The organism is Dyella sp. (genome assembly GCF_035508675.1).
Classification (GTDB): domain Bacteria; phylum Pseudomonadota; class Gammaproteobacteria; order Xanthomonadales; family Rhodanobacteraceae; genus Dyella_B.
The window spans coordinates 16,177-37,991 of record NZ_DATJMN010000295.1 but is presented as its reverse complement, the minus strand read 5'-3'; the positions used below and the strand labels follow the sequence as shown (position 1 = coordinate 37,991).

The 21,815-nt window shown below is 61.7% G+C and carries 11 protein-coding genes and 1 pseudogene; 8 read left to right on the top strand and 4 right to left on the bottom strand.

What is annotated here, in order from left to right:
- Positions 1-625: hypothetical protein (locus tag VMA74_RS15720; protein ID WP_325368623.1), on the bottom strand; the 625-nt coding region annotated here is incomplete at its 3' end.
- Between the two features lie 260 nt (positions 626-885).
- Here VMA74_RS15720 and VMA74_RS15715 point away from each other — a divergent pair.
- Both VMA74_RS15715 and VMA74_RS15710 read left to right on the top strand, forming a co-directional pair.
- On the top strand, positions 886-2,331 hold the full coding sequence (locus VMA74_RS15715) for a circularly permuted type 2 ATP-grasp protein (protein WP_325368621.1): 1,446 nt from the start codon (positions 886-888) through the stop codon (positions 2,329-2,331).
- Positions 2,331-3,269 (top strand): alpha-E domain-containing protein, encoded by a 939-nt coding sequence (locus VMA74_RS15710; protein ID WP_325368619.1) that lies wholly within the window; start codon positions 2,331-2,333, stop codon positions 3,267-3,269. Before VMA74_RS15715 ends, VMA74_RS15710 begins: the two co-directional genes overlap by 1 nt.
- A gap of 15 nt (positions 3,270-3,284) precedes the next feature.
- Here the strand turns inward: VMA74_RS15710 and VMA74_RS15705 are convergent, their stop codons facing one another.
- Positions 3,285-4,112, bottom strand: a complete 828-nt coding sequence (locus tag VMA74_RS15705; RefSeq protein ID WP_325368617.1) for a 20S proteasome subunit A/B — start codon at positions 4,110-4,112, stop codon at positions 3,285-3,287.
- 546 nt (positions 4,113-4,658) lie between these two features.
- Here VMA74_RS15705 and VMA74_RS15700 point away from each other — a divergent pair.
- A pseudogene (locus tag VMA74_RS15700) lies at positions 4,659-5,226 on the top strand (TonB-dependent receptor); the annotation flags it as partial.
- A 12-nt stretch (positions 5,227-5,238) separates the two neighbouring features.
- Here VMA74_RS15700 and VMA74_RS15695 read toward each other — a convergent pair.
- Entirely contained in the window at positions 5,239-6,591 is a 1,353-nt protein-coding gene (locus VMA74_RS15695; protein WP_325368615.1) for a S41 family peptidase, read from the bottom strand.
- Positions 6,592-6,857: 266 nt separating this feature from the next.
- On the opposite strand from VMA74_RS15695, the gene VMA74_RS15690 reads away from it, so the two are divergent.
- Entirely contained in the window at positions 6,858-7,847 is a 990-nt protein-coding gene (locus VMA74_RS15690) for a hypothetical protein (RefSeq protein ID WP_325368613.1), read from the top strand.
- Between the two features lie 27 nt (positions 7,848-7,874).
- On the opposite strand, the gene VMA74_RS15685 is transcribed toward VMA74_RS15690, so the two are convergent.
- Positions 7,875-9,080 (bottom strand): murein hydrolase activator EnvC family protein, encoded by a 1,206-nt coding sequence (locus tag VMA74_RS15685; protein ID WP_325368611.1) that lies wholly within the window; start codon positions 9,078-9,080, stop codon positions 7,875-7,877.
- Positions 9,081-9,422: 342 nt separating this feature from the next.
- Here VMA74_RS15685 and gltB point away from each other — a divergent pair, with 342 nt between their 5' ends.
- The 4 genes from gltB (at position 9,423) to VMA74_RS15665 (ending at position 21,768) form a co-directional block, all read left to right on the top strand.
- Positions 9,423-13,856, top strand: coding sequence for a glutamate synthase large subunit (gene gltB, locus VMA74_RS15680; RefSeq protein WP_325368609.1), 4,434 nt, complete (start codon positions 9,423-9,425; stop codon positions 13,854-13,856).
- The gene (locus VMA74_RS15675; RefSeq protein WP_325368607.1) at positions 13,853-15,289 is read left to right on the top strand and encodes an FAD-dependent oxidoreductase; all 1,437 of its coding nucleotides are present in this window, start codon (positions 13,853-13,855) and stop codon (positions 15,287-15,289) included. The genes gltB and VMA74_RS15675 overlap by 4 nt, the downstream gene beginning before the upstream one ends.
- A 497-nt stretch (positions 15,290-15,786) precedes the next feature.
- The gene (locus VMA74_RS15670) at positions 15,787-18,525 is read left to right on the top strand and encodes a TonB-dependent receptor (RefSeq protein WP_325368605.1); all 2,739 of its coding nucleotides are present in this window, start codon (positions 15,787-15,789) and stop codon (positions 18,523-18,525) included.
- 438 nt (positions 18,526-18,963) lie between these two features.
- Positions 18,964-21,768 (top strand): TonB-dependent receptor, encoded by a 2,805-nt coding sequence (locus VMA74_RS15665; RefSeq protein ID WP_325368604.1) that lies wholly within the window; start codon positions 18,964-18,966, stop codon positions 21,766-21,768.
- The last annotated feature ends 47 nt before the right edge of the window (positions 21,769-21,815 follow it).

The window sequence follows — 21,815 nt, the reverse complement described above, 5'->3', positions numbered from 1 at the left end:
CATCCGTCGTAGCGATCTCGCTCTTCAGCATCGCAATCGTCGTCGCCGCCACCTGCCGCGTGTCGTAATACGCATAACCGCCCACCCCGATCGCACCGATGATCGGCATCCAGCGCGAGAGCCCTTCGCCCAGCGCGCGCTGCGTCACTTTCACGCCGATCTGCTTGGCGATGCGTTCGATCACGCCGTAGGACACGCGCCGGAAGATCAGGCGATCGCCCAGCCGCACCACCAGATCGCGAAACGCCTGCGCGGAAGTGTGGCGGAACAGGCACCACAGCATTTGTTCGCGGCCGAGTTCCGCGTGCTTGCCGTAGGCGGCGGCGATGTCGCTGACCAATTGCGCCTGGATTTTCCAGATCGAGATCAGCTCCGGCAGGATGGTGAGCCAGCCAAGCGGACCGGGCGGCAGGGCGAGCGTACCGGCCGTCAGTGCGGCGCGTTGGGCGGCGCGGTTGGCCAGGCGGCGCGCTTCGGCTTCCGCGTCGTGCTGGCTATGCACCTTGCTGGCGGGGATCTGGCTGATGAAATCCAGGATCGCCCGCGTCACCCGGCCGCTGGCTTCGTCCTGCGTCACCACGGCAGGAAGATTAGGGGTGGCTTGCGTTTCGTTGGGCTCGGTCATGCCGCGCTCCGCGGGAATGAAGGGGTCTGGCGATCATAGTCCGCCCCTGTGCAGCGCTGATGAGGGTGTCATGAACCCACGAACCCTGCCGGACTTGAATGGGCCGCGCCGCTCATGCTTGCGCGCCACGCAGGGGTCTTGTGCAAAAGCCTTGACGGCTCTGCGGAATCCATGCATGTTGCAATGCACAAGTTCTCTCGCCCTGGTGATGCGTGCGAAACAGCATGCTGCGCAGGGTCTGATGTGGCGCGGGGGTGGGCGTGGATTGGACGGGGTATCGATCGTCAACATGGGACGAGCTTGTCGCTGCCGACGGCGCTGCTCGCCCGGCAGCGCGGCCGCTGATTGATTATCTGGCCGGCTTGAGCCGCCGCGAGTTGGCCGAGCGGCAACTGGCTGCCGATGTAGCCGCCCGCGTCATGGGCATCACCTTCACGGTCTACAGCGAAGGTCGCAATGTTGATCGCACGCTGCCGTTCGATCTGATTCCACGGGTCATCGAGCGACGCGAATGGGAGCGCACGGCAGCCGGCCTGCGCCAGCGCATGCAGGCGTTGAATCTGTTCATCGGCGATATCTACGGCGAACAGAAGATCGTCAAGGCCAAGGTATTTCCGCGCGCCTTGCTCAAGGATTCGGTGAACTTTCGCGAGCAGTGCGTGGGCGTGAAGCCGCCGCTTGGCGTGTGGGCGCACATCTGCGGCTCGGATCTGGTGCGCGACGGCGACGGTACGCTGTATGCGCTAGAGGACAACCTGCGCATCCCGAGCGGCGTGTCCTACATGATCGAAAATCGCATGGTCGCGAAAAAGGTGTTTCCTGAGCTGTTCGAGACCAGTGCCATCCGCCCGGTGGATGACTATCCGGCCCAGCTCTACGACACGCTAGCCGCGCTCAGCCCGCGTCCCGGCGACACGCCGGTGATCGCGCTGCTCACGCCCGGCATCTACAACAGCGCCTACTTCGAGCATTGCTTCCTGGCGCAGAGCATGGGCATCGAGCTGGTTGAAGGCGGCGATCTTTTCGTCGGCGACGACGATATCTGCTACATGCGCACGGTGTACGGACCCAAGCGGGTGGATGTGGTCTATCGCCGTGTGGACGACAGTTTTCTTGATCCGGAAGTCTTCCATCCCGATTCGGTGCTTGGCGTGCGCGGCCTGATCCGCAGCTGGCGCGCCGGCAAGGTGGCGCTGGCCAATGCGCCGGGTGCCGGTGTGGCCGACGACAAAGTCGTGTTCACCTACGTGCCGAAGATGATCAAGTACTACCTGGGCGAAGAACCGATCCTGCCCAACGTGCCGAGCTACCTGTGCCATGACGCGAAAGAGCGGGCTTACGTACTCGACCATCTGGACAAGCTGGTGGTGAAACCGGCCAACGAATCGGGCGGCTATGGCATGTTGGTGGGGCCGCGTTCCACCAAGCGCCAGCGGGACCAGTTCCGGCGGCTGATCGAGGCCGACCCGCGCAACTACATGGCGCAGCCCACGCTGTCGCTTTCCACCGCGCCGATCCTGGGGGACAAGGGGCCGGAGCCGCGCCACCTGGACCTGCGTCCGTTCATCCTTTCACGCGAGGATGTCTACGTGACGACGGGCGGCCTCACGCGCGTGGCGATGAAAAAGAATTCGCTGGTGGTCAACTCCTCGCAGGGCGGCGGCGCCAAGGACACCTGGGTGGTCGATCTGGAGGAAACCGCCTGATGCTCTCGCGTGTCGCCAACAATCTCTATTGGTTCAGCCGTTATATCCGCCGCGCCGAGAACATGGCCCGGCTGATCGACGTAAGCAGCCAACTGCAATTGGATCTGCCCCGCACGGCGCACATCGCATGGCGGCCGCTGGTCGATACGCTGGGCGCCAGCGCCGAATTCGAGCGCTTGCACGGCAGCGGCGACGCGCCCAGCGAGGCGGAGGTGATCCGTTTCCTGCTGGTGGAGCCGGAGAATCCGCTGGCCCTGCGCGGAGTGGTGCGCCATGCGCGGGAAATTCTGCGCACCGTGCGCGAAACCATGCCGCAGGACTGCTGGATCGCGGTCAACGATCTGTACCTGCACATCGAAACGAGCGCCGAGCGTGCCGGCCATCGCCGGTACCGGCAGGACTTCCTGGCGCGCGTGATCGATTGTTGCCTGCGCGTCTCGGCGCTCTTGGCCAACAATGTCAGCCGCGATATCGGCTACCAGTTCATGCGCCTGGGCTCGGCTCTCGAGCAGGCGGACATGACGTCACGCATCATCGATGCCGCTGCGGCCGGCCTTATCCAGGCGCGTTCGGAGGACGACGCGGAAGCGTTTCGCGCGATGCAGTGGATGAGTGTGCTGCAATCGCTGGCTGCCTATCAGATGTATCGGCGGCACCTGCGCCAGCGCGTCGGCGCGGAGCTGGCGCTGCAGTTTCTGCTCAAGGATCGGGAATTTCCGCGCAGCGTATTGTTCTGCCTGACGCGGATCCAGGGCATGCTGCAGCAGATGCCGCCACAGCGGCTGGTGCAACAGGCATTCCGCCGCGGGCTGGGGTTGGTATTCGATGCCGATCCGGCGCGTCTGGTCGTCATCGGGCCGTGCGAATTCATGGATCGGCTGCAAGTGGAACTGGCTGCTTTGGATGCCGCGATCCACCAGTCCTATTTCCCGGGCTGATCGCCGGGAACGATGTTACTGCTGCTGCTGGGCTGCCTGGCTTGCCACCACGTCGTCGTGAGGAATGACTCGGCGTTGCGCCTGGGCGGGTGCGTCGGCAGGTGGACTATCGGTATTTTCCCACGGGAAGCGCGGCAGGCTGCGTACCGCGGCTTCGAGCTTGCGCGACCAGTTGTCGCGAATGTCCATATATAGCGGCGTGTCGGCGTCGAGGCGGATACGTTCGCCGATTTTCAAGGCGTTGTCGCGCAGCAATGCCAGGTCGATCGGCAGGCCGACCGACACATTGGAGCGGATGGTGGAGTCCAGCGACACCAGTGCGCAGCGCGAGGCGTCCTCCAGCGTGGTGTCATGCCGGATGATGCGGTCGAGAATCGGCTTGCCGTACTTGGATTCGCCGATCTGCAGATAAGGCGTTTCCGGCGAGGCCGCAATACAGTTGCCGAGCGGGTAGATCATGAACAGGCCCGCCGCTTCGCCGGCAATCTGGCCGCCCAGAATCAGGGTGGATTCCACGCTCACGCCGTTTTGCTGCGCGCTTCCGGAAACCTGCGCCTGTGCGGCAACCAGCGCCTGGCCCACGTATTCGGCCACTTCGAACAAGTGCTTGGGCGTGCGCAGATGGGTATGCGCGTTGTCGCTAAGGTCACGTTGCAGGCGCGAGAGCACGGCTTGCGTCGTGCCGAGATTGCCGGCCGAAAGCAGCACGAAGCTGCGCTCGCCGGGAAAATCGAAAACGTGCATCTTGGTATGCACGCGCACGTCGTCGAACGATGCGCTGGTTCGCGTGTCAGAGGCGAAGACCAGGCCTTCCTCGACCTGGATGCCAACGCAGTACGTCATTGAGAATTCCGGATATTCGGGGATAGCGGCATTGTAGGGCGTTTCTGTGCCGACGCCAGTTGTGCGGCGTGTTGTTCTACGCGTTGCCTGCATGGCCTGCGCCACGCCCGCAGTGGCATCCTTCTGGTTCTGTCGTAGCGAACTTGCTCTTCGGCAACGCAAGGGTCGTCGCCAATGCCCGCAGTGATGATCGGTATCCGACGCGGCAGCCCTTCGCCCAGCGCGCGTTGCGTCGCTTAACGCGCCAAGCCGCGCCACCGGGTTACAGAAGGCGCGCCATGCACGCCTGGGCATGACTTGTGGGACGGTCATCAGGTATATTGAAAATGTTATAACATTTCATGCGATTCCTCCTTTACCTGTCCTCGAATTGCTCCTTCATGAAACTTATCTCTGCTTGCCCTTGGCCTCAGTATTGCGTTGTATGCCAGCGCCGGTTGTGCCGCAGCAGCGCCGAGCTTGCCGGGCGCCGGCGGTCCTGCAGCCGCCAGTTCGCCAGCGCCTGCGGCACAGCAGCCGGCCGCGATCGATGACAGCGGCAGCAACGTGGATCGCCTGCAGGACGAAAGGCAATTCGGCAGCGCGCTGGTGTACTCCACCTTCAACTACAAATACGGCCGCGTGCGTGGCACCGAATTCTCGGTCACGTACAACCAAGGTCCGATCTCGGCGTACTTCAACACCGCCTTCCGTCGCGCCATGGGCAAGGACGTCATCACCAGCCAGTACAACTTCGGTGAGGACGAGCTGGCCTACATTGCCGATCACTGGATCCATCTGGACCACGACCAGAAGCTGACCTCGTCGGGCGGTATCAGCTATGCCTTCAACGACGACACCAAGGTGGGTGCCGATTACCTGTTCGGCAGCGGTCTGCGCGAGGATGGCCTGGTGCCCGATGGGCTGTCGCTGCCGTATTACTTCCCGCTCAACTTCAACGTGTCGCACGACTTCAACTTCGGCAGCATCGGCAAGTTGCATACCCAGCTTGCGTTGATCAACGCTGGATCGCACGTATGAGCTGCGCAGCGGTACCGGCGTGGGCGTGGGCGCGCCGCAGTACGGGCCGCAGCGCGGTGTCTACCTAACCCTGGAAAAGCCCTTCAACTTCTGACCGGCTCGCGGTTCAGTGTGCGACGGGCTGGCCGGCGTCCTTGCGTAGCGCCAGCCCCTTGAGAATGTTCAACGCCTGCGACAGCGCGTAATCGCTGGTGGCCAGTTTCGCGTTCTCCGCGCTGCCGTCGTTGTTGATGCCGCCATTGCCGGCGACTTCGTTCGCCAGGTGATGCGGCAGGTCGGCCTCGGAGCTGATCGGAACCTGCGAATCGTCCACCTTGGTCACTGCCAGGTCGGCCAGCGCGATGTCCGGCTTGATGCCTTCGGCCTGGATCGACGTACCGTTGGGTGTGTAGTAGCGCGCGGTGGTCAGTTTGACTGCGTGGTCGGCGTCGAGCGGCAGCACTGTCTGCACCACGCCCTTGCCGAACGTGCGGCGGCCGACGATCAGGGCGCGATGGTTGTCCTTGAGCGCACCCGACACGATTTCCGCGGCGGAGGCCGTGCCGTTGTCGGTCAGCACCACCATCGGCGCGCCATTCAACAGGTCGCCGGGATGCGCGCTGAAGGTCAGGTTGGAGTCCGGCAAGCGGCCGCGCGTGGTGACGATGATGCCGGAGTCGAGAAAGTCATCGCTCACCGCGACGGCCGAGGTCAGCAGGCCGCCGGGATTGGAGCGCAAGTCGAGCACCGCACCTTTTTGCGTGCCGTTCTTCTGGAGCAGGCCACCGAGTTTCTTTTCCAGATCGCCGGCCGTGTCGTCCTGGAACTGGCTGATGCGGATATACGCATAGCCAGGTTCCAGCTCGCGCACTTTCACACTGGTCATCGAGATGCGCTCGCGGGTGAGCGTCATGGTGACCGGCTGCTCGGCTTTTTCATGCAGGATGCCCAGCGTGATCTTGGTGCCCGGGTCGCCGCGCAAGTCGTCGAACATGCTGTCGATGTTGTCCGGCGTGACGACCTTGCCATTCACCGCCGTAATCACGTCGCCCGGCTTGATGCCGGCGCGTGAAGCGGGTGTATCGTCGATCGGCGACACAATCTTCAACAGGCCGTTGTCCTGCATCACTTCGATGCCAAGACCGCCGTATTGCCCGGTAGTGTCCTCGTTGAGTTCCTGCAGGCCCTCTTTATCGAGGTAGGCACTGTGCGGGTCGAGGCCGGCAAGCATGCCCTTGATGGCGTCGTTCATCAGGGTCTTGTTGTCGACTTTCTCGACATAGGCCTGGCGGATGATCTGGTAGACGTGCGCGAAATTACGCACGTCGTCCAGATCCACCTGGTCTGCCGGCGCGGCACTGCTCGCCGCCTTCGCCGGCCCGGCCGCGCTTTCGGCCGGCGCCATGGCGGACGCCGCCTGCGCGTGCAGCAGGGGCGTCGCCAGCAACAGGGCGAGCAGGCAAGGGCGGGGGAAACGCATGGGGCAAACTCCAGAGCATAGGATGTGACGATACGCCAAGGATCGCTAAGCGCAATCGAAATTCTGCGGGTGTCAAGAATACGCCGATCCTGGTCGCAAAGGTGTTATGGGACAAGGGTCGGGAACGCCTTGTACAGAGCCGCATCGGCCATGATGGAAGTTCGCAGCCAATGAGTGGCGATGACCGAAGGAATTATCAATGTATCACCTGATTCCCTTCAATCCGGTGACTATGCTACTTCCGCCCACCCAGCGAGGAGGTTGCTATGCAAGCAGTGGATACTCATTTCACGTCTCTGCCGCAACGGCTAGATTCAACCGTGGACGAGTCACATCAAGCGCCACCGAACAGCGAAAGGCTCACATCTTCCGCCGGAGTACGAGTGGAACGACAGGCGCCACCCGTGCAATGGGAGCCACATGTGCAGCGGTTATCGGCTGAACTCGGGCCTTACGTGGTTTCCCCTTCGTTATTCGAAAATATTCGACCAGATGAACATGGAATTTATACGGTCAAGACGAACGGCGAGACACGATTTTATACATTTGCCCATGATCGTGCTGTTCAGGTGGGCAACTTCAATCCGAAAGAGCGCTCGTGGCGGTTAGTGAACTCATCTACAGGCCGTGCCGATGGCCCAGAAATATCTGAGCGTACTCAAGGTGATTGGGGGATTGATCGTCAAGGCGGCAGCTTGTGGAATTACATGCGTGGAATCGTTCGCGACGCCGCCGATAAAGTTGCGGAAGCCTATCATGTGCTAAAAAATAATCAGCTTGGCAGTCGGATGTTGAGCAACTTGAAAAAGCTGTTCGGGTCATCTATCGATACCCCTCAAGGTAAAGCGCGGTTGCTGGAAAAGCTTCAAAGAACATGGCAGGAGCTTAGAAATAGCGACGCTAGTGGCGGAAGGAATCTCTATACCACGCCCTACTTAATGGACGGAAGCGACGACAGTCCCGATGCCTATACGTCCGGGCCACGCGTCATATTTTCTGAATTTCAATTGACTAACCGTCCCCGCGGGCTGCTTGTGGGCAAAATGATTCATGAGATTAATCATACCGATAATATCAGGGATATCGACAATTGGTATGTAAGTCCCAATTTAGGCAGGATGGGTACGTATGAGAGAACGGATATGCCTCCATTTACTTTTGACAACGCTCTTCATAATCCTGATACGGTCCAATATGCCGTCGTAGTCTTGACGGGAAACCCACAGCTAGGTCTAGTGGCTACACGGCTTACCTGATTCCATCGGGTGCAATGACGCATACGTTTAGCGCTGCCGGCTCAGCCAAGTCTTCGGATCGACCGGTTTGCCATTTTGCCGCAGCTCGAAATACACCCCGGTGGTGTCGCCGGTGCTGAGCGAGGCCGTGCCGACCGCCTGGCCGGCCTCGACATCGTCGCCCACGCCGTGCAGCAGCGTTTCGTTGTTGCCGTACATGCTCAGCCAGCCGTTGCCGTGGCTCAAGATAATCAGCTGGCCGTAGCCGCGCAGAAAGTGTGCATACACCACCCGCCCGCGCGCCACCGCACGCACGTCGGCACCGCGCGGTGCCGCGATCAGTACGCCATTGCCGAACGTATGCACCGGGCCGGGCGCAGGCCAGGGCAGGTTGCCGCGGATGTTGGCCAGCGCCTTGCCGGCACCGCCGCTCGGCACGGTGGGGTTGGCGCGCGCCTTGCGCTCCGCTTCGCGCGCCGCCTCGTCGATCGCCTTCTGCAGCTTGGCGAGCAGGTCGTTCAGCGACTGCTCGTTCTGCCTCAGTGCGACAAGTTTTTGCGCCTGGTTCTTGTATTGCGCGTCGATCTGGCTAGCGAGCTGCTGCTGTTGCCTGCGTTGCTGCTGCAGGGCCTCGGCCTGCTGCTGCCGTTGTGCGCGCGTGGCTTGCAGCGCCTGTTGCTCGGCGGCGATCTGGTTCTGCAGGTCTTGCAGCTTGGCCAGTTCGGTCATCAGCTGCTGCACCTTTTGCAGGCGATCCTGCTGGAAGTACTTCGAGTAGGCGAGCGAGCGGGCGATGCGTGCAATGTCCTCGTCGCCCAGCAGCAGCCGCAGGTCCGAACCGTGGCCGATGGCGTAGGTGGCGCGCAGCAGATCCGCAATCGCCGCGCGCTGGTTGCCCAGGCTCTGGTCGAGCGCCGATCGTTGCGTTTGCAACTGATCGAGCTGCTGCTGCTTGGCGGCGATCTGTGCATCGGTATCGCGCACCGATTTGGCGGCGTTGGCCACCGCATCGGATTGCTTGGCCAGTTCGGCATTCACGCTGTCGCGCTTGGCGGCGGTATCGGCCTGCTCCTTGGCCAGCGCTTGCATCTTCGCGCGCAGGTCGGTCAGCTGCTGCTTGGCCTGGGCCTGTTGGGCCTCGGCCTTGCTGTCTTGGGCGGCACTGACGGCAGCGGGAAAGCCAATGGAAAGGGTCGTTGCCGTGGTAAGCAGGATGAACGCCAGGGGGCGCAAAGCATGGGAGGAGGTTGGCATGCCGTGAATTATGTCTGAGCTGGCCTATCTCCGCGAGGCGCCACAAATGGCTCCCGGTCGCGCCTTTTCGGACATCTCGACCGCACTGGTCTGTTAGCGTGCACGCATACAACGGACGACGGTTTTTCATTTGGACGTCTAGCCGGCTTTGACGCGACGCACAAGTTGTGCTTAAAGTCGGCTTGCAAGCCTTATTCGCGTGCCGCTTGCCGTCCTTCGGGCGGCAGGCTTTTTGCGCCCAAAGAGCCTGCCTGCCATTCCTGCGCAATCCGCGCTCAGACGCAACGCGGACCACCCAGGAATCGTAAGCAGGCTCTAACAAACCGGGAGGAAATCAAGCTCATGTCAGTGTTGCCGCGGTTGTACGACCCCTGTTTTGAACACGATAGCTGTGGCTTTGGTCTGGTTGCCCAGATCGACGGCCGCGCGAGTAAATGGGTGGTCGATACGGCGTTTGCGGCACTGGCCAAACTTTCCCACCGCGGTGGCGTGAACGCCGACGGCGTCACCGGTGATGGATGCGGTGTGCTGATCCATCACCCCCATTCGTGGCTGCGCGCGCTGGCGGTGCAGGCAGGCATCCCGTTGGGCGAGCGCTTTGCCGCCGGCCTGGTGTTCCTCGAATCGGCCGACAGCGAAGCGGCCAAGACACTGCAGCGCTACGTGGCGGAGGAGCGCCTGCATGTCGCCGGCTGGCGCGACGTGGCGGTGAACGCACAAGCCTGCGGTCCGATCGCCGCTGCCGCCAAGCCGCTGGTGCGGCAGATTTTCATCAACGCCGCGGACGACATGGATGACGCCACGTTCGAGCGTGCGCTGTTCCGTGCGCGACGCCGTGCCGAGCACGCGCTGGCGGATGACCCGCAGTTCTACGTGGTATCGCTTTCCGCCCAGGTGATCGGCTACAAGGCGATGGCGGCACCGGGGCGCCTGCGCGATGTATTCGACGATCTGCGCCATCCTGCCTTGGTCGCGGATGCCGTGGTGTTCCATCAGCGCTTTTCCACCAATACCACGCCGCAATGGCGCTTGGCGCAGCCGTTCCGGCTGCTCGCGCACAACGGCGAGATCAACACCATCCGCGCCAATCGCCGTTGGATGCAGACGCGCGCGCAAGTGTGGCGCTCGCCACTGGTGGATTTGAGCGACATCGGTCCGTTCGTGCGTCAGAGCGGTTCGGATTCGGAAAGCCTGGATAACGCATTGGAACTGCTGCTGGCCGGCGGCCTGGACATGCTTGCCGCCATGCGCGTGCTGGTACCGCCGGCTTTCGCGGCGCGCGAAGGCATCGACGAAGACCTAGCCGCGTTCTATGAGTATTACGCCTTGCACAGCGAGCCATGGGATGGTCCTGCGGGCCTGGTGATGTGCGATGACCGCTACGCGGTATGCACGCTCGACCGCAACGGCTTGCGTCCGGCACGCTGGGCGCTGTCCGACGACAACCACCTGATCGTCGCTTCCGAAGCCGGCCTGTGGGACGTGCCCAGTTCGCGCGTCATGGCGAAGGGCCGCCTTGCACCGGGTGAAATGATCGCGGTCGATTTCCAGGCCCATCGCCTGCTGCGCGACGCCGACATCGACGAGATCAACCGCAAGCGCGCGCCGTACCGTGACTGGTTGCGTGCCGGCGTGAGCTATCTTGAATCCGATCTTATCGATCCGTCGTTGGCGGCCGAACCGCTGCCCGCGGATGAACTGCGCTGCTACCAGAAGCTGTACGGACTCTCGCGCGAAGAACGCGAAACGGTCCTGAAAGTGATCGCGGAACTAGAAGCCGAAGCCACCGGCTCCATGGGTGACGACACGCCGATGGCCGCGATGTCGCGCCAGGTGCGTCCTTTGTTCGACCGCTTCCGCCAGGCATTTGCGCAGGTCACCAACCCGCCGATCGATCCCTTGCGCGAAAAGCTGGTGATGTCGCTGGTGACCCAGATCGGGCCGGAAGGCAACGTGTTCGACCTGAAGCCGGAGAACGCCGCCCAGATCCTGATCAATTCGCCGATTCTTTCGCAGCGCAAGCTGCGCCAGCTGGTGGCGATGCCGCAGTACGCGAATGCGCCGCGCTTCGACCTGATGTATGCGCCGGAAGAAGGATTGGAAGCCGCGCTGCGCCGTCTGTGCCGTGAAGTGGCGCAAGCCGTGCGCGATGGCTGTGCGCTGGTGTTCCTCAGCGATCGCTATCCCAGCCGCGATCGGCTGCCGATCCATTCCTTGCTGGCCACCGGCGCCGTGCACGCGTACCTGATCGATGAAGGCTTGCGCTGCCATTGCAACATCGTGGTGGAAACCGCTACGCCGCGCGACCCGCATCAGTTCGCCTGCCTGATCGGCTACGGCGCCACCGCGATCTACCCGTGGCTGGCATACCAAAGCCTGTTCGAGCTGGGCCGCGAAGGGCATATCGAAGGCGACCGCGCCGAAATCGGCCGCAGTTATCGCCGTGGCATCCGCAAGGGCTTGTTGAAGATCCTGTCGAAGATGGGCATCTCCACCATCGCCGGTTATCGCGGCGCGCAGCTGTTCGAGATCGTGGGGCTGGCGCCCGAAGTGGTGGAACTGTGCTTCCCCGGCACGCCCTCGCGCATCGGCGGCGCCAGCTTCGCCGACCTGGAACACGAGCAGCGCCTGCTGGCGGCCGAAGCATGGAACCAGGCGCAATCCCTGCGCGCCGGCGGCCTGTACAAATACGTGCACGGCGGCGAATACCACATGTACAACCCCGACGTGATCGCCAGCCTGCAGAAGGCGGTGCGCAGCGGCAGCGCGCGCGACTATCGCGTGTATGCCGATCACGTCGATCACCGCCCGCCCTCGGCGTTGCGCGATCTGCTTGGCCTGAAGGCCGCCACGCCGATTCCGTTGGAAGAAGTGGAACCGGTCGACGCGATCCTCAAGCGCTTCGACTCCGCCGGCATGTCGCTGGGCGCGCTGTCGCCGGAAGCGCACGAGGCTTTGGCGATTGCCATGAATCGCCTCGGCGCACGCAGCAATTCCGGCGAAGGCGGCGAAGATCCGGCGCGTTACGGCACCGAGAAAGCCTCCAAGATCAAGCAGGTGGCGTCTGGCCGCTTTGGCGTCACGCCGGCCTATCTGGTCAACGCCGAAGTGCTGCAGATCAAGATCGCGCAGGGCGCCAAGCCCGGCGAAGGCGGCCAGCTGCCCGGCCACAAGGTGGACGCCACCATTGCGCGCCTGCGTTATGCGAAGCCGGGCATCGGCCTGATTTCGCCGCCGCCGCATCACGACATCTATTCCATCGAAGACCTGGCCGAATTGATTCACGACTTGAAGGAAGTGAATCCGCAGGCGCTGATCTCGGTGAAGCTGGTTTCGCACGCCGGCGTCGGCACCGTGGCCGCCGGCGTGGTGAAGGCCGGCGCGGACCTGATCACCGTCAGCGGCCACGATGGCGGCACCGGCGCCAGCCCGCTCACCTCCATCAAATACGCCGGCACGCCGTGGGAACTGGGCCTGGCCGAAACGCAGCAGACGCTGCGCCGCAACGACCTGCGCGGTCGCGTGCGCCTGCAGACGGACGGTGGCTTGAAGACCGGCCTGGATGTGGTGAAAGCGGCGTTGCTTGGCGCGGAAAGCTTCGGCTTCGGCACCGGCCCGATGGTGGCGCTGGGCTGCAAGTACCTGCGCATCTGCCACTTGAACAACTGCGCCACCGGCGTGGCCACGCAGCATCCGGTGCTGCGCAAGGACCACTTCATCGGCCTGCCCGAAATGGTGATGAACTACTTCACGTTTGTCGCGCAGGATGTACGTGCGCATCTGGCGCAACTGGGTGTGCGTTCGCTGGGCGAGATCGTCGGCCGCACCGATCTGCTGGAACAATTGGAAGGCGTCACGCCGGTACAGCACCGGCTGGATCTCACGCCGCTGATCGATGGCGCAGGTTTGAGCGCGCGTAGCGACTTCGCCTGCACGCTGCCGCGCAACCCCATGCGCGATGAAGCCGAACTTGCATCGCGCATTGCGAAAGACACCGCCGCCGCCGTGGCGAACAAGACCGGCGGTTCCTTCGCTTACCGCATCGCCAATACTGATCGCGCGATCGGTGCGCGCCTGTCCGGCGACGTCGCGCGCCGTCACGGCGATCACGGCATGGATGCCAGCCCGATCGAACTGAAGCTGGAAGGCGCCGCCGGGCAAAGCCTGGGCGCCTGGAACGCCGGCGGCGTGCATATCGAGTTGGTGGGCGAAGCCAACGACGGCGTCGGCAAGGGCATGGCGGGTGGTCGCATCGTGGTGCGTCCGCCGGCGGACGCACCGTATGCCAGCCAGGATGCATCGATCATCGGCAACACCTGCCTGTACGGCGCCACCGACGGCGAGCTGTATGCCGCCGGCCGCGCGGGCGAGCGTTTCGCCGTGCGCAATTCCGGCGCGATCGCGGTGGTGGAAGGTGCCGGCGATCACTGCTGCGAATACATGACCGGCGGCGTGGTCGCCGTGCTCGGCAAGGTCGGCCTCAACTTCGGCGCCGGCATGACCGGCGGCTTTGCCTATGTGCTCGATCTCGAGCGCGATTTCGTCGACTGCTACAACCACGAGCTGGTCGACATTCTGCGTATCTCACCCGAGGGGATGGAAAACTACATGCAGCACCTGCGGAAATTGGTTACCCGCCATGTCGAATTGACCGGCAGCGAATGGGGTCGGCAGATTCTGCGCGACTTTCGCGGCCTGCAATACAAATTCTGGCTGGTGAAACCCAAAGCCGCGAGCCTCGCCGTGCTGGCCGAAGAACTCAGGAGGGCCGCATGAGCGCCAAGCTTTTCCAATTCCTCGACGTGCCCCGACAGCCGCCGCGCACCGTCCCAGTGGCGGTGCGCGTGCTCGGCTACGGTGAAATCGGTGGCGACTTCGCGTCGCCGCAGGCCGCCACGCAGGCGGAGCGCTGCATCGATTGCGGCAATCCATATTGCGAACACGCCTGCCCTGTTCACAACTACATTCCTAACTGGCTGAAACTCGTGCAGCAGGGCCGCATCATGGAAGCGGCCACGCTGATGCACGAAACCAATCCGCTGCCGGAAATCTGTGGCCGCGTGTGCCCGCAGGATCGCCTGTGCGAAGGTGCGTGCACGCTGGAGCAGACCGAGTTCGGCGCAGTGACCATCGGCAGCATCGAACGCTGGGTCACCGACGAAGCCTTGCGCCAGGGCTGGCGCCCGGATCTTTCCAAGGTGCGCGAAACTGGCCACCGCGTGGCGGTGATCGGCGCCGGCCCTGCCGGCTTGGCGTGCGCCGATCGCCTGCGCCGCGAAGGCATAGCCGTGGACGTCTACGATAGCCAGCACGAAATCGGTGGCCTGCTCACCTTCGGCATTCCGCCGTTCAAGCTGGACAAGGGCGTGGTGCGCACGCGCCGCGAGGTGCTCGAAGGCATGGGCGTGCGCTTCCTGCTCGGCAAGGAGGTCGGCCGCGATGTGGAATTCGGCGCCTTGCTGGAAACCTACGACGCGATCTTCGTCGGCACCGGCGCCTACACCTTCGTGGATGGCCAACTGCCCGGACGCGAACTGCTCGGCGTGCACGACGCATTGCCGTTCCTGATCGCCAACACCGAGCGCCTGCTGCGTGACGAACCGGCTTCCACCTTCGACTTCCACGGCAAGCACGTGGTGGTGCTGGGCGGCGGCGATACCGGCATGGACTGCAATCGCACGGCGATCCGCCTCGGTGCCGCATCCGTCACCTGCGTGTATCGGCGCGACGAGGCCAGCATGCCCGGCTCCGCGCGCGAGGTGAATTACAGCCGCGAAGAAGGCGTCACTTTCCTGTTCCAACGCCAGCCGATCGCCATTCTCGACAACGGCCACGGCCAGGTGCGCGGCGTGCGCGTGGTGGAAACGCAGTTGGTCGATTCCGGTGACGGACGTCCAGCGCCGCAGAACGTGCCCGGCACGGAAGCGGACATCGTGGCTGACGTCGTGATCCAGTCCTTCGGCTTTCTGCCGAGTCCGCCGAACTGGTTGGCGTCACATGGTGTTGAACTGGCGCGTTCCGGCAAGGTAGTCACTGGTGCGAATGGCCAGCTGCCGCATCAGACCAGCCATCCAAAAATCTTTGCCGGTGGCGACAATGTGCGCGGCGCGGATTTGGTTGTGCGTGCGGTGTATGACGGCCGTGAAGCCGGCAGAAGCATCGCCGGCATGTTGGCGAATGCGGCGGTAAACGCACGGGCCGTAGGTTAAAGCACACGAATCAAGAAAGACGGCTGTGTTGCAGTTGTCGCAGGCCATCGTTCACCGACTGAGTCGCTGATCTTTCGGTATCGCTTCTTGCGATGCCGTTAGCCAGTACGAAGTAAAGGGCGCGTCGAGCGATCGGCGCGCTTTTTCTTTCGTTGATGCCTGGCCAGCGTAGGTCGTCGCTTCTTCGTCATTCAAATCGCTGTCAGACGTTAAGACAAGATCGGGCCGATCGGCGCAGCCGTACGGATGCCTAAACATATCGCTAACACCGATAGATTCGGACTTTTGTGCATTTTTCTTGTGCGCCGCGGCATTAGCAGCGCGACCTCAGATTTCACTTTACGGCTGTCATCGCAAAACATTGCGTGATGTTAAGGACTTGTATGACCGCTTGCGTCTGTGAAAGACTTCGGCCTCGTGTCCCCACACGCCCAACTTCCCCCTTCCCTACCTAGTTGGGCGAATCACAATCCGCTGTACCTTGGAGGGTATGAAACATGACTCGTAATAAGCTTGCGCTTTCGTTGGCGGGCCTGCTGTTTGCCCCGATCGCCGGCACCGCTTTCGCGCAAAGCACTCCCGCCGCTACCACCGGCCAGGACCAGTCGCAGAACACCAAGCAGCTGCAGACCATCACCGTAACCGGTTCTGCAATTCCGCGTATTGACACTGAGACCCCTTCGCCGGTGACCGTGATCACGGCGCAACAGATTGCCCGTAGCGGATACACCACCATTTCCGATGTGGTGCGCTCGATTTCCGCGGACAACTCCGGTTCGATCCCGAACGCTTTCACCAACGGCTTTGCGGCCGGCTCTTCCGGCGTGGCGCTGCGCGGTCTTACCGTGAACTCCACCTTGGTGCTGATTGACGGCCAGCGCGCTGCCAGCTATGCCCTGTCCGATGACGGCCAGCGTTCCTTCGTGGACCTCAATACCATCCCGCTCGCTGCAGTCGAGCGCATCGAAGTGCTGAAGGACGGCGCATCGTCCCTGTACGGCGCTGATGCGATCGCGGGCGTGGTCAACATCATCCTGCGCCCCAGCTTCCAGGGCGTCGAGGGCACGGCGGACGTCGGCAACTCGCAGCACGGCGGCGGCTTCACCAAGAAGGCCACCTTCCTGGCGGGTGCCGGTGATCTGGACAAGGATCACTACAACGCTTACTTCAGCGTGCAGTACGAGCGGGACAACCCGATCTGGAGCCGTGATCGCGACTTCCCGTACAACACCAACAACCTCAGCTCGATCGGCGGCCCGAATCCGTACGTGCCGGGCAATGGCTTCGGCTCCACGGTCGGTTCGATCACCAACCCGGCCACCGGCCTGCTGCAGCCACTGCGCGGCTGCACGCCCAACACCCAGTTGGTGACCAATAGCGCGGGCAGCTATTGCTATCAGGATCTGGTCAATCAGTACACCCAGGTCGCACCGCAGATGGAGCAGGGCGGCATCTACGGCCGTTTCACGGTGAAGATCAACGACACCACCAAGGCCTACCTGTCGGCCAGCTACATGCAGTCCAAGAGCTGGGCCGTAAATACGCCCGCGCAGATCCAGAACAGCACGCCGGTCAACACCAACAACATCACGCTGCCGGTCGGCAATCCGTCCAACCCGTTCAGTGCGCCCGCGCTGATCAATTACGCGTTTGGTGATATTCCGGAAGGCACCAACTACACCAATCACAACATGCGATTGGTGGGCGGCGTCCAGGGCACCATGGGTGACTGGAACTACAACACCACCGCGACCATCAACCACACCTCGCTCGATACGACCCAATTCGGTTTCATCAACTACAACGCGCTGATCACGGCGATCAACAACGGCAGCTACAATTTCGCTAATCCGTCGTCGAATTCGGCGGCGGTGCGTGCTTCGTTGGCGCCTGGTTATGCCAAGACGTCCACCTCCGACCTGGATTCGCTCGACTTCAACGCCAACCGCGAATTGTGGGACCTGCCGGGTGGCCCGATGGGCCTGGCGCTGGGCGCACAGGTTCGCCATGAGGCACAGGACGATCCGACGCTGAACCCGGGCTTCGAGTTCCAGGGTCTGGGTAACGCCACCACGAAAGGCAGCCGCGACGTGGCCGGTGCATACGGCGAATTGGACCTGCCGTTGCTCGAATCGCTGGAAGCCGACGTTTCGGGCCGCTTCGACCACTACTCCGACGTGGGCAACAACTTCTCGCCGAAGATCGGCCTGAAGTGGAAGCCGCTGGACTGGGTTGCGGTCCGCGGCACGTACTCCAAGGGTTTTCGCGCACCGAGCTTCGCCGAAAACGGCTCCAGCTCCGCGCAGGGCTTCGTCAACGTCACGCCGCCGGCCAGCTTCCAGGCGCTGCATGGCGGCAACGCTTACAGTTCCTCGCCGTACGCGATTTCCGAGTACACGCTGGCGAACCGCAACATCAAGCCGGAGAAGGCGAACAGCTTTACCTTCGGCGTAGTCCTGCAGCCGACCAGCTGGCTGAATGCGTCGTTGGATTACTACAACATCCGCAAGAGCAACGTCATTACCGCACCCGACTACGGCAGTGCGCTCGCTGAGTACTGGGCCAATGGCGGCACTGTGCCGGGCGTAACGATCACGCCGGATCTGGCCGACCCGCAGCATCCGGGTGCGCTGGCCCGTCCTGCCGTGCTCACTGGCGAATACATCAATGCCAACTCGCTCAAGACCACTGGGTTGGACCTGGATATCCAGGGGCATTGGAACTTCGGCGCCGTGAAGTACATCAGTGAGCTGCAGGGCACGCAGATCTTCCAGTGGAAGATGATCCTGCCGGGCGGCATCGTGCAGAGCTACGTCGGTACGCAGGGTCCGTACAACCTGTCGTCCGGCGCAGGTACGCCGCGCACCAAGGGTTCGTGGTCCAACACAGTCATGTATGGTCCGCTGACCGTTACCGGTACGCTGTACTACACCAGTGGCTATCAGGAAATCGCCGAAGACGTCGGCGTGGGTCCGGGCTCCTGCCTGTTCTACAACGCCGCGGGTACTGCCTTCATGCCGTCCAACTGCCACGTCGGTTCGTTCTACGACTTCGACCTCACTGGCAGCTACGACATCAACGATCACCTTGCAGTGACCGCATCGCTGATGAACGCGTTCGATCGGAAGGCACCGTTCGACCCCGCCAACTATGCCGGGAACAACTACAACCCGACCTATAGCCAGGCCGGTGTTGTCGGTCGCTTCTGGAATGTTGGCGTGAAGGTAAAGTTCTAAGCCTTGATAAGTAGTGATGCGTGGCGCGCAGGCGTCATGCATCGCCATCACATCAAAGTTTGTTTTTGATAACGGCGCGTCGAATTCGACGCGCCGTTATTTTTGCAAGGTTGAAAAATTAGACTGCCGTTGTAACGCGCCATTTCGTTTCAACGTTAAGTGACGTCGCAAAATAATGCGCATTATTCCTCAAATGTGAAATCGTTTTAAATTCAGCCTGAAGCAGTCAACGCCTCCATCACGGTACTTATCGCCCGTTGCTATATCGCCGGGGTCGCAAATAATTGCCAATGTTAAAGACTTGTCCACTACGGCCAGGGTGTGATAGACCACGCTCGGGGTCTGGAGGGATTCCCTAGTAATTTGTCATCCAGCGGATCGATTGGACAACTCACAAGCGGTTACACCACTAACGGTTAGACCTTGGAGAGGTTCCAAATGAAACGTCATCCACTTGCGCTTTCGCTCGCAGGTTTACTACTAGCGCCTGCTTCGGGAACGGTTTTCGCACAAAGCACTGCCCCGCAAGACCAGCAATCCACTACGCAATCGCAGCAACAACAGGCGCCATCCGGCAATCCCAAGCAACTGCAGACGATTACCGTCACCGGTTCTGCCTTGCCACGCGTCGATACTGAAACACCATCGCCGGTGACGGTGATCACCGCGCAGGACATCGCGCGTTCGGGTTTCACCAATGTTTCTGATGTGGTGCGCGCCGTCTCCGCGGATAACAGTGGCAGCATCCCGAACTCGTTCTATGCCGGTTTCGCGGCAGGTGCTTCGGGCGTCGCGCTGCGCGGCCTGACCGTCAACTCCACGCTGGTGCTGATCGATGGCAAGCGTTCGGCAAGCTATCCACTGGTGGACGATGGCATTCGTTCATTCGTTGATCTCAACACCATTCCGCTTGCCGCCGTCGAGCGCATTGAAGTACTGAAGGATGGCGCATCGTCGATCTATGGCTCCGACGCGATCGCGGGCGTGGTCAACATCATCCTCAAACCAAGCTACCAAGGCGTGGACGCCAGTGCCGAAATCGGCGATTCACAGCACGGCGGCGGTTTCCATAAACGCGCCACGGTGGCGGGCGGCTTCGGTGATCTGAATACGGATCACTACAATGCTTACGTCAGTGCGGAATGGGAGCAGAATTTGCCGATCCCTTTGCGCGATCGCAGCTATCCGTTCAACAGCGCAAACTACACAGGCATAGGCGGTAACGATTTGCGTTGGGGCAATCCCGGCAACAACCAGGGCTCCACGATCGGCTCGGTGACGCCGGCTGGACCGACAGCCGGTGGGACCGCCACTGGCCCGACACAGCCATTGGGTCCCTGCACAGGTGGCACGCAGCTTGTAACGTTTGCCCAAGGCACATACTGCGCCCAGGATCAACAAAACCAGTACGGCTTCGCCCAGCAATACTCGAACAGGGATGGCGTCTACGGTCGTTTCACGTATAAGTTCAGCGATACCACCAAGGCTTACGCCTCGTTGAGCTACGTCGAGAACAAGACCATCATCAATGGCTTTGTGAACCAGATCCAATCGGGCGTACCCAATAACACCAACACCATTGAGCTGCCACCGGGAAACCCATCCAATCCGTTTCCGGGCCAATACGCGTACATCAACTATGCCTTTGGTGACATCCCGCAGCAGACGATTACCGATGACCATAACCTGCGTGCCGTGCTCGATCTGCAAGGTGCCTGGGGCGACTGGAACTATGAAGCGTCGCTGGTTGGCAATCATCAATCGCTGGACTATACGCAAACGGGCTTCCTGAGTTACCAAGGTCTGCTCAATGCGATTGCGAACGGAACATACAGCTTCGTCAATCCGTCATCGAACAGCACAGCTGTTCGCAATGCGGTTTCACCACCGTACAGCACGACGGACCACGCGGACATGGACGTGTTTGACTTCTCAGTCAATCGCCAGCTGTTCGACCTGCCGGGCGGTCCTACGGGCTTGGCCACCGGCGTTCAGTTACGTCATGAGGCGCAGTTGGAGCAGCCGCTTAATCCAGGTGGCATTTACCAGGGCCTGGGCGACACGTTTATCACCGGCTCACGCAACATCAGCGGTGTCTATGCCGAATTCGATGCGCCCTTGCTTGACAGCCTGGAGGCTGATGCCTCCGGTCGCTTCGATCACTATCCGCATGTCGGCAACAACTTTTCGCCAAAGATCGGCCTGAAGTGGAAACCGTTTGACTGGGTGGCGTTGCGTGCTACTTACTCCAAGGGCTTTCGCGCTCCGCAATTCGGTGAAAGCGCTGGCAGCTTCAGTGCAGGCTTTACCAACAATTCGGTCGCTGGTTTGGGGGCGCCTGCATCCTTCCTTGCCGCGCACGGCAATGACGCGTATGTGAGCAACCCCTATGCACTTGAGCAAGGTAGCACTGGTAATCCCAACCTGAAGCCAGAGAAGTCGCAAAGCTTCACCTTCGGTGTAGTGGTGCAGCCAACCAGCTGGCTGAACGCTTCGCTGGACTACTACAACATCCGCAAAAGCAACGTCATCATTCCGGCAAACCCCGGGCCTGCGTTGGCTAACTACTTCGCGAATGGCACGGTTCTGCCCGGTTACACTATGGTGTTCGATGCGCCAGATCCGTTGTTTCCCAACGCCCCCTTGCGCCCTGTGTTCATCGGCGCAGATTACATCAACGGCGATTGGCTGAAGACCACGGGCCTGGACCTGGATTTGCAGGCGCACTTTACGTTCGGCAATGGCATTACGTACATCAGCGAGCTGCAGGGTACGCAGATATTCCAATGGAAGGAAGACGTCGGTGGGCAAGTGCAGAGTTATGTCGGAACGCAAGGACCTTACGGCTTGTCCTCGGGTGCCGGTACGCCACGCACTCGCGGCAACTGGGCAAACACCATCGAGTATGGTCCGTTGAGCGTGACGGCTACGATCTATTACACCAGCAAAGAATATGAATCGGCGGAAGATGTCACGGGCACGCCGTTCTGCGCTGATGCGTTGGCCGCCGATGGCAGCCCGCTGGCTTCGAACTGCACGATGTCTTCGTTCACCTACGCCAACCTGGTGGGTAGCTACAAGTTGAACGACCACCTCACATTCACGGCCTCGGTGGACAACGTGACGGATCGCAAGCCGCCGCTCGATCCATTGAACTATGCGGCGAACATGTATAACCCGACCTGGGGGTATGCCGGTATCGTCGGCCGCTTCTGGGAAGTAGGGGTGAAGTGGAGGTTGTAAGCCGCACAGCAAAAATAGCCAGCCGTAGGCGAGGCGTGCCGGGCAAC

Excerpts from the sequence above, each read along its gene's own strand:
- VMA74_RS15685 (WP_325368611.1), bottom strand. The coding sequence starts at position 9,080 with ATGCCAACCTCCTCCCATGCTTTGCGCCCCCTGGCGTTCATCCTGCTT.
- gltB (WP_325368609.1), top strand. The coding sequence starts at position 9,423 with ATGTCAGTGTTGCCGCGGTTGTACGACCCCTGTTTTGAACACGATAGC.
- VMA74_RS15705 (WP_325368617.1), bottom strand. The coding sequence starts at position 4,112 with ATGACGTACTGCGTTGGCATCCAGGTCGAGGAAGGCCTGGTCTTCGCC.
- VMA74_RS15675 (WP_325368607.1), top strand. The coding sequence starts at position 13,853 with ATGAGCGCCAAGCTTTTCCAATTCCTCGACGTGCCCCGACAGCCGCCG.
- VMA74_RS15710 (WP_325368619.1), top strand. The coding sequence starts at position 2,331 with ATGCTCTCGCGTGTCGCCAACAATCTCTATTGGTTCAGCCGTTATATC.
- VMA74_RS15690 (WP_325368613.1), top strand. The coding sequence starts at position 6,858 with ATGCAAGCAGTGGATACTCATTTCACGTCTCTGCCGCAACGGCTAGAT.
- VMA74_RS15695 (WP_325368615.1), bottom strand. The coding sequence starts at position 6,591 with ATGCGTTTCCCCCGCCCTTGCCTGCTCGCCCTGTTGCTGGCGACGCCC.
- VMA74_RS15670 (WP_325368605.1), top strand. The coding sequence starts at position 15,787 with ATGACTCGTAATAAGCTTGCGCTTTCGTTGGCGGGCCTGCTGTTTGCC.
- VMA74_RS15665 (WP_325368604.1), top strand. The coding sequence starts at position 18,964 with ATGAAACGTCATCCACTTGCGCTTTCGCTCGCAGGTTTACTACTAGCG.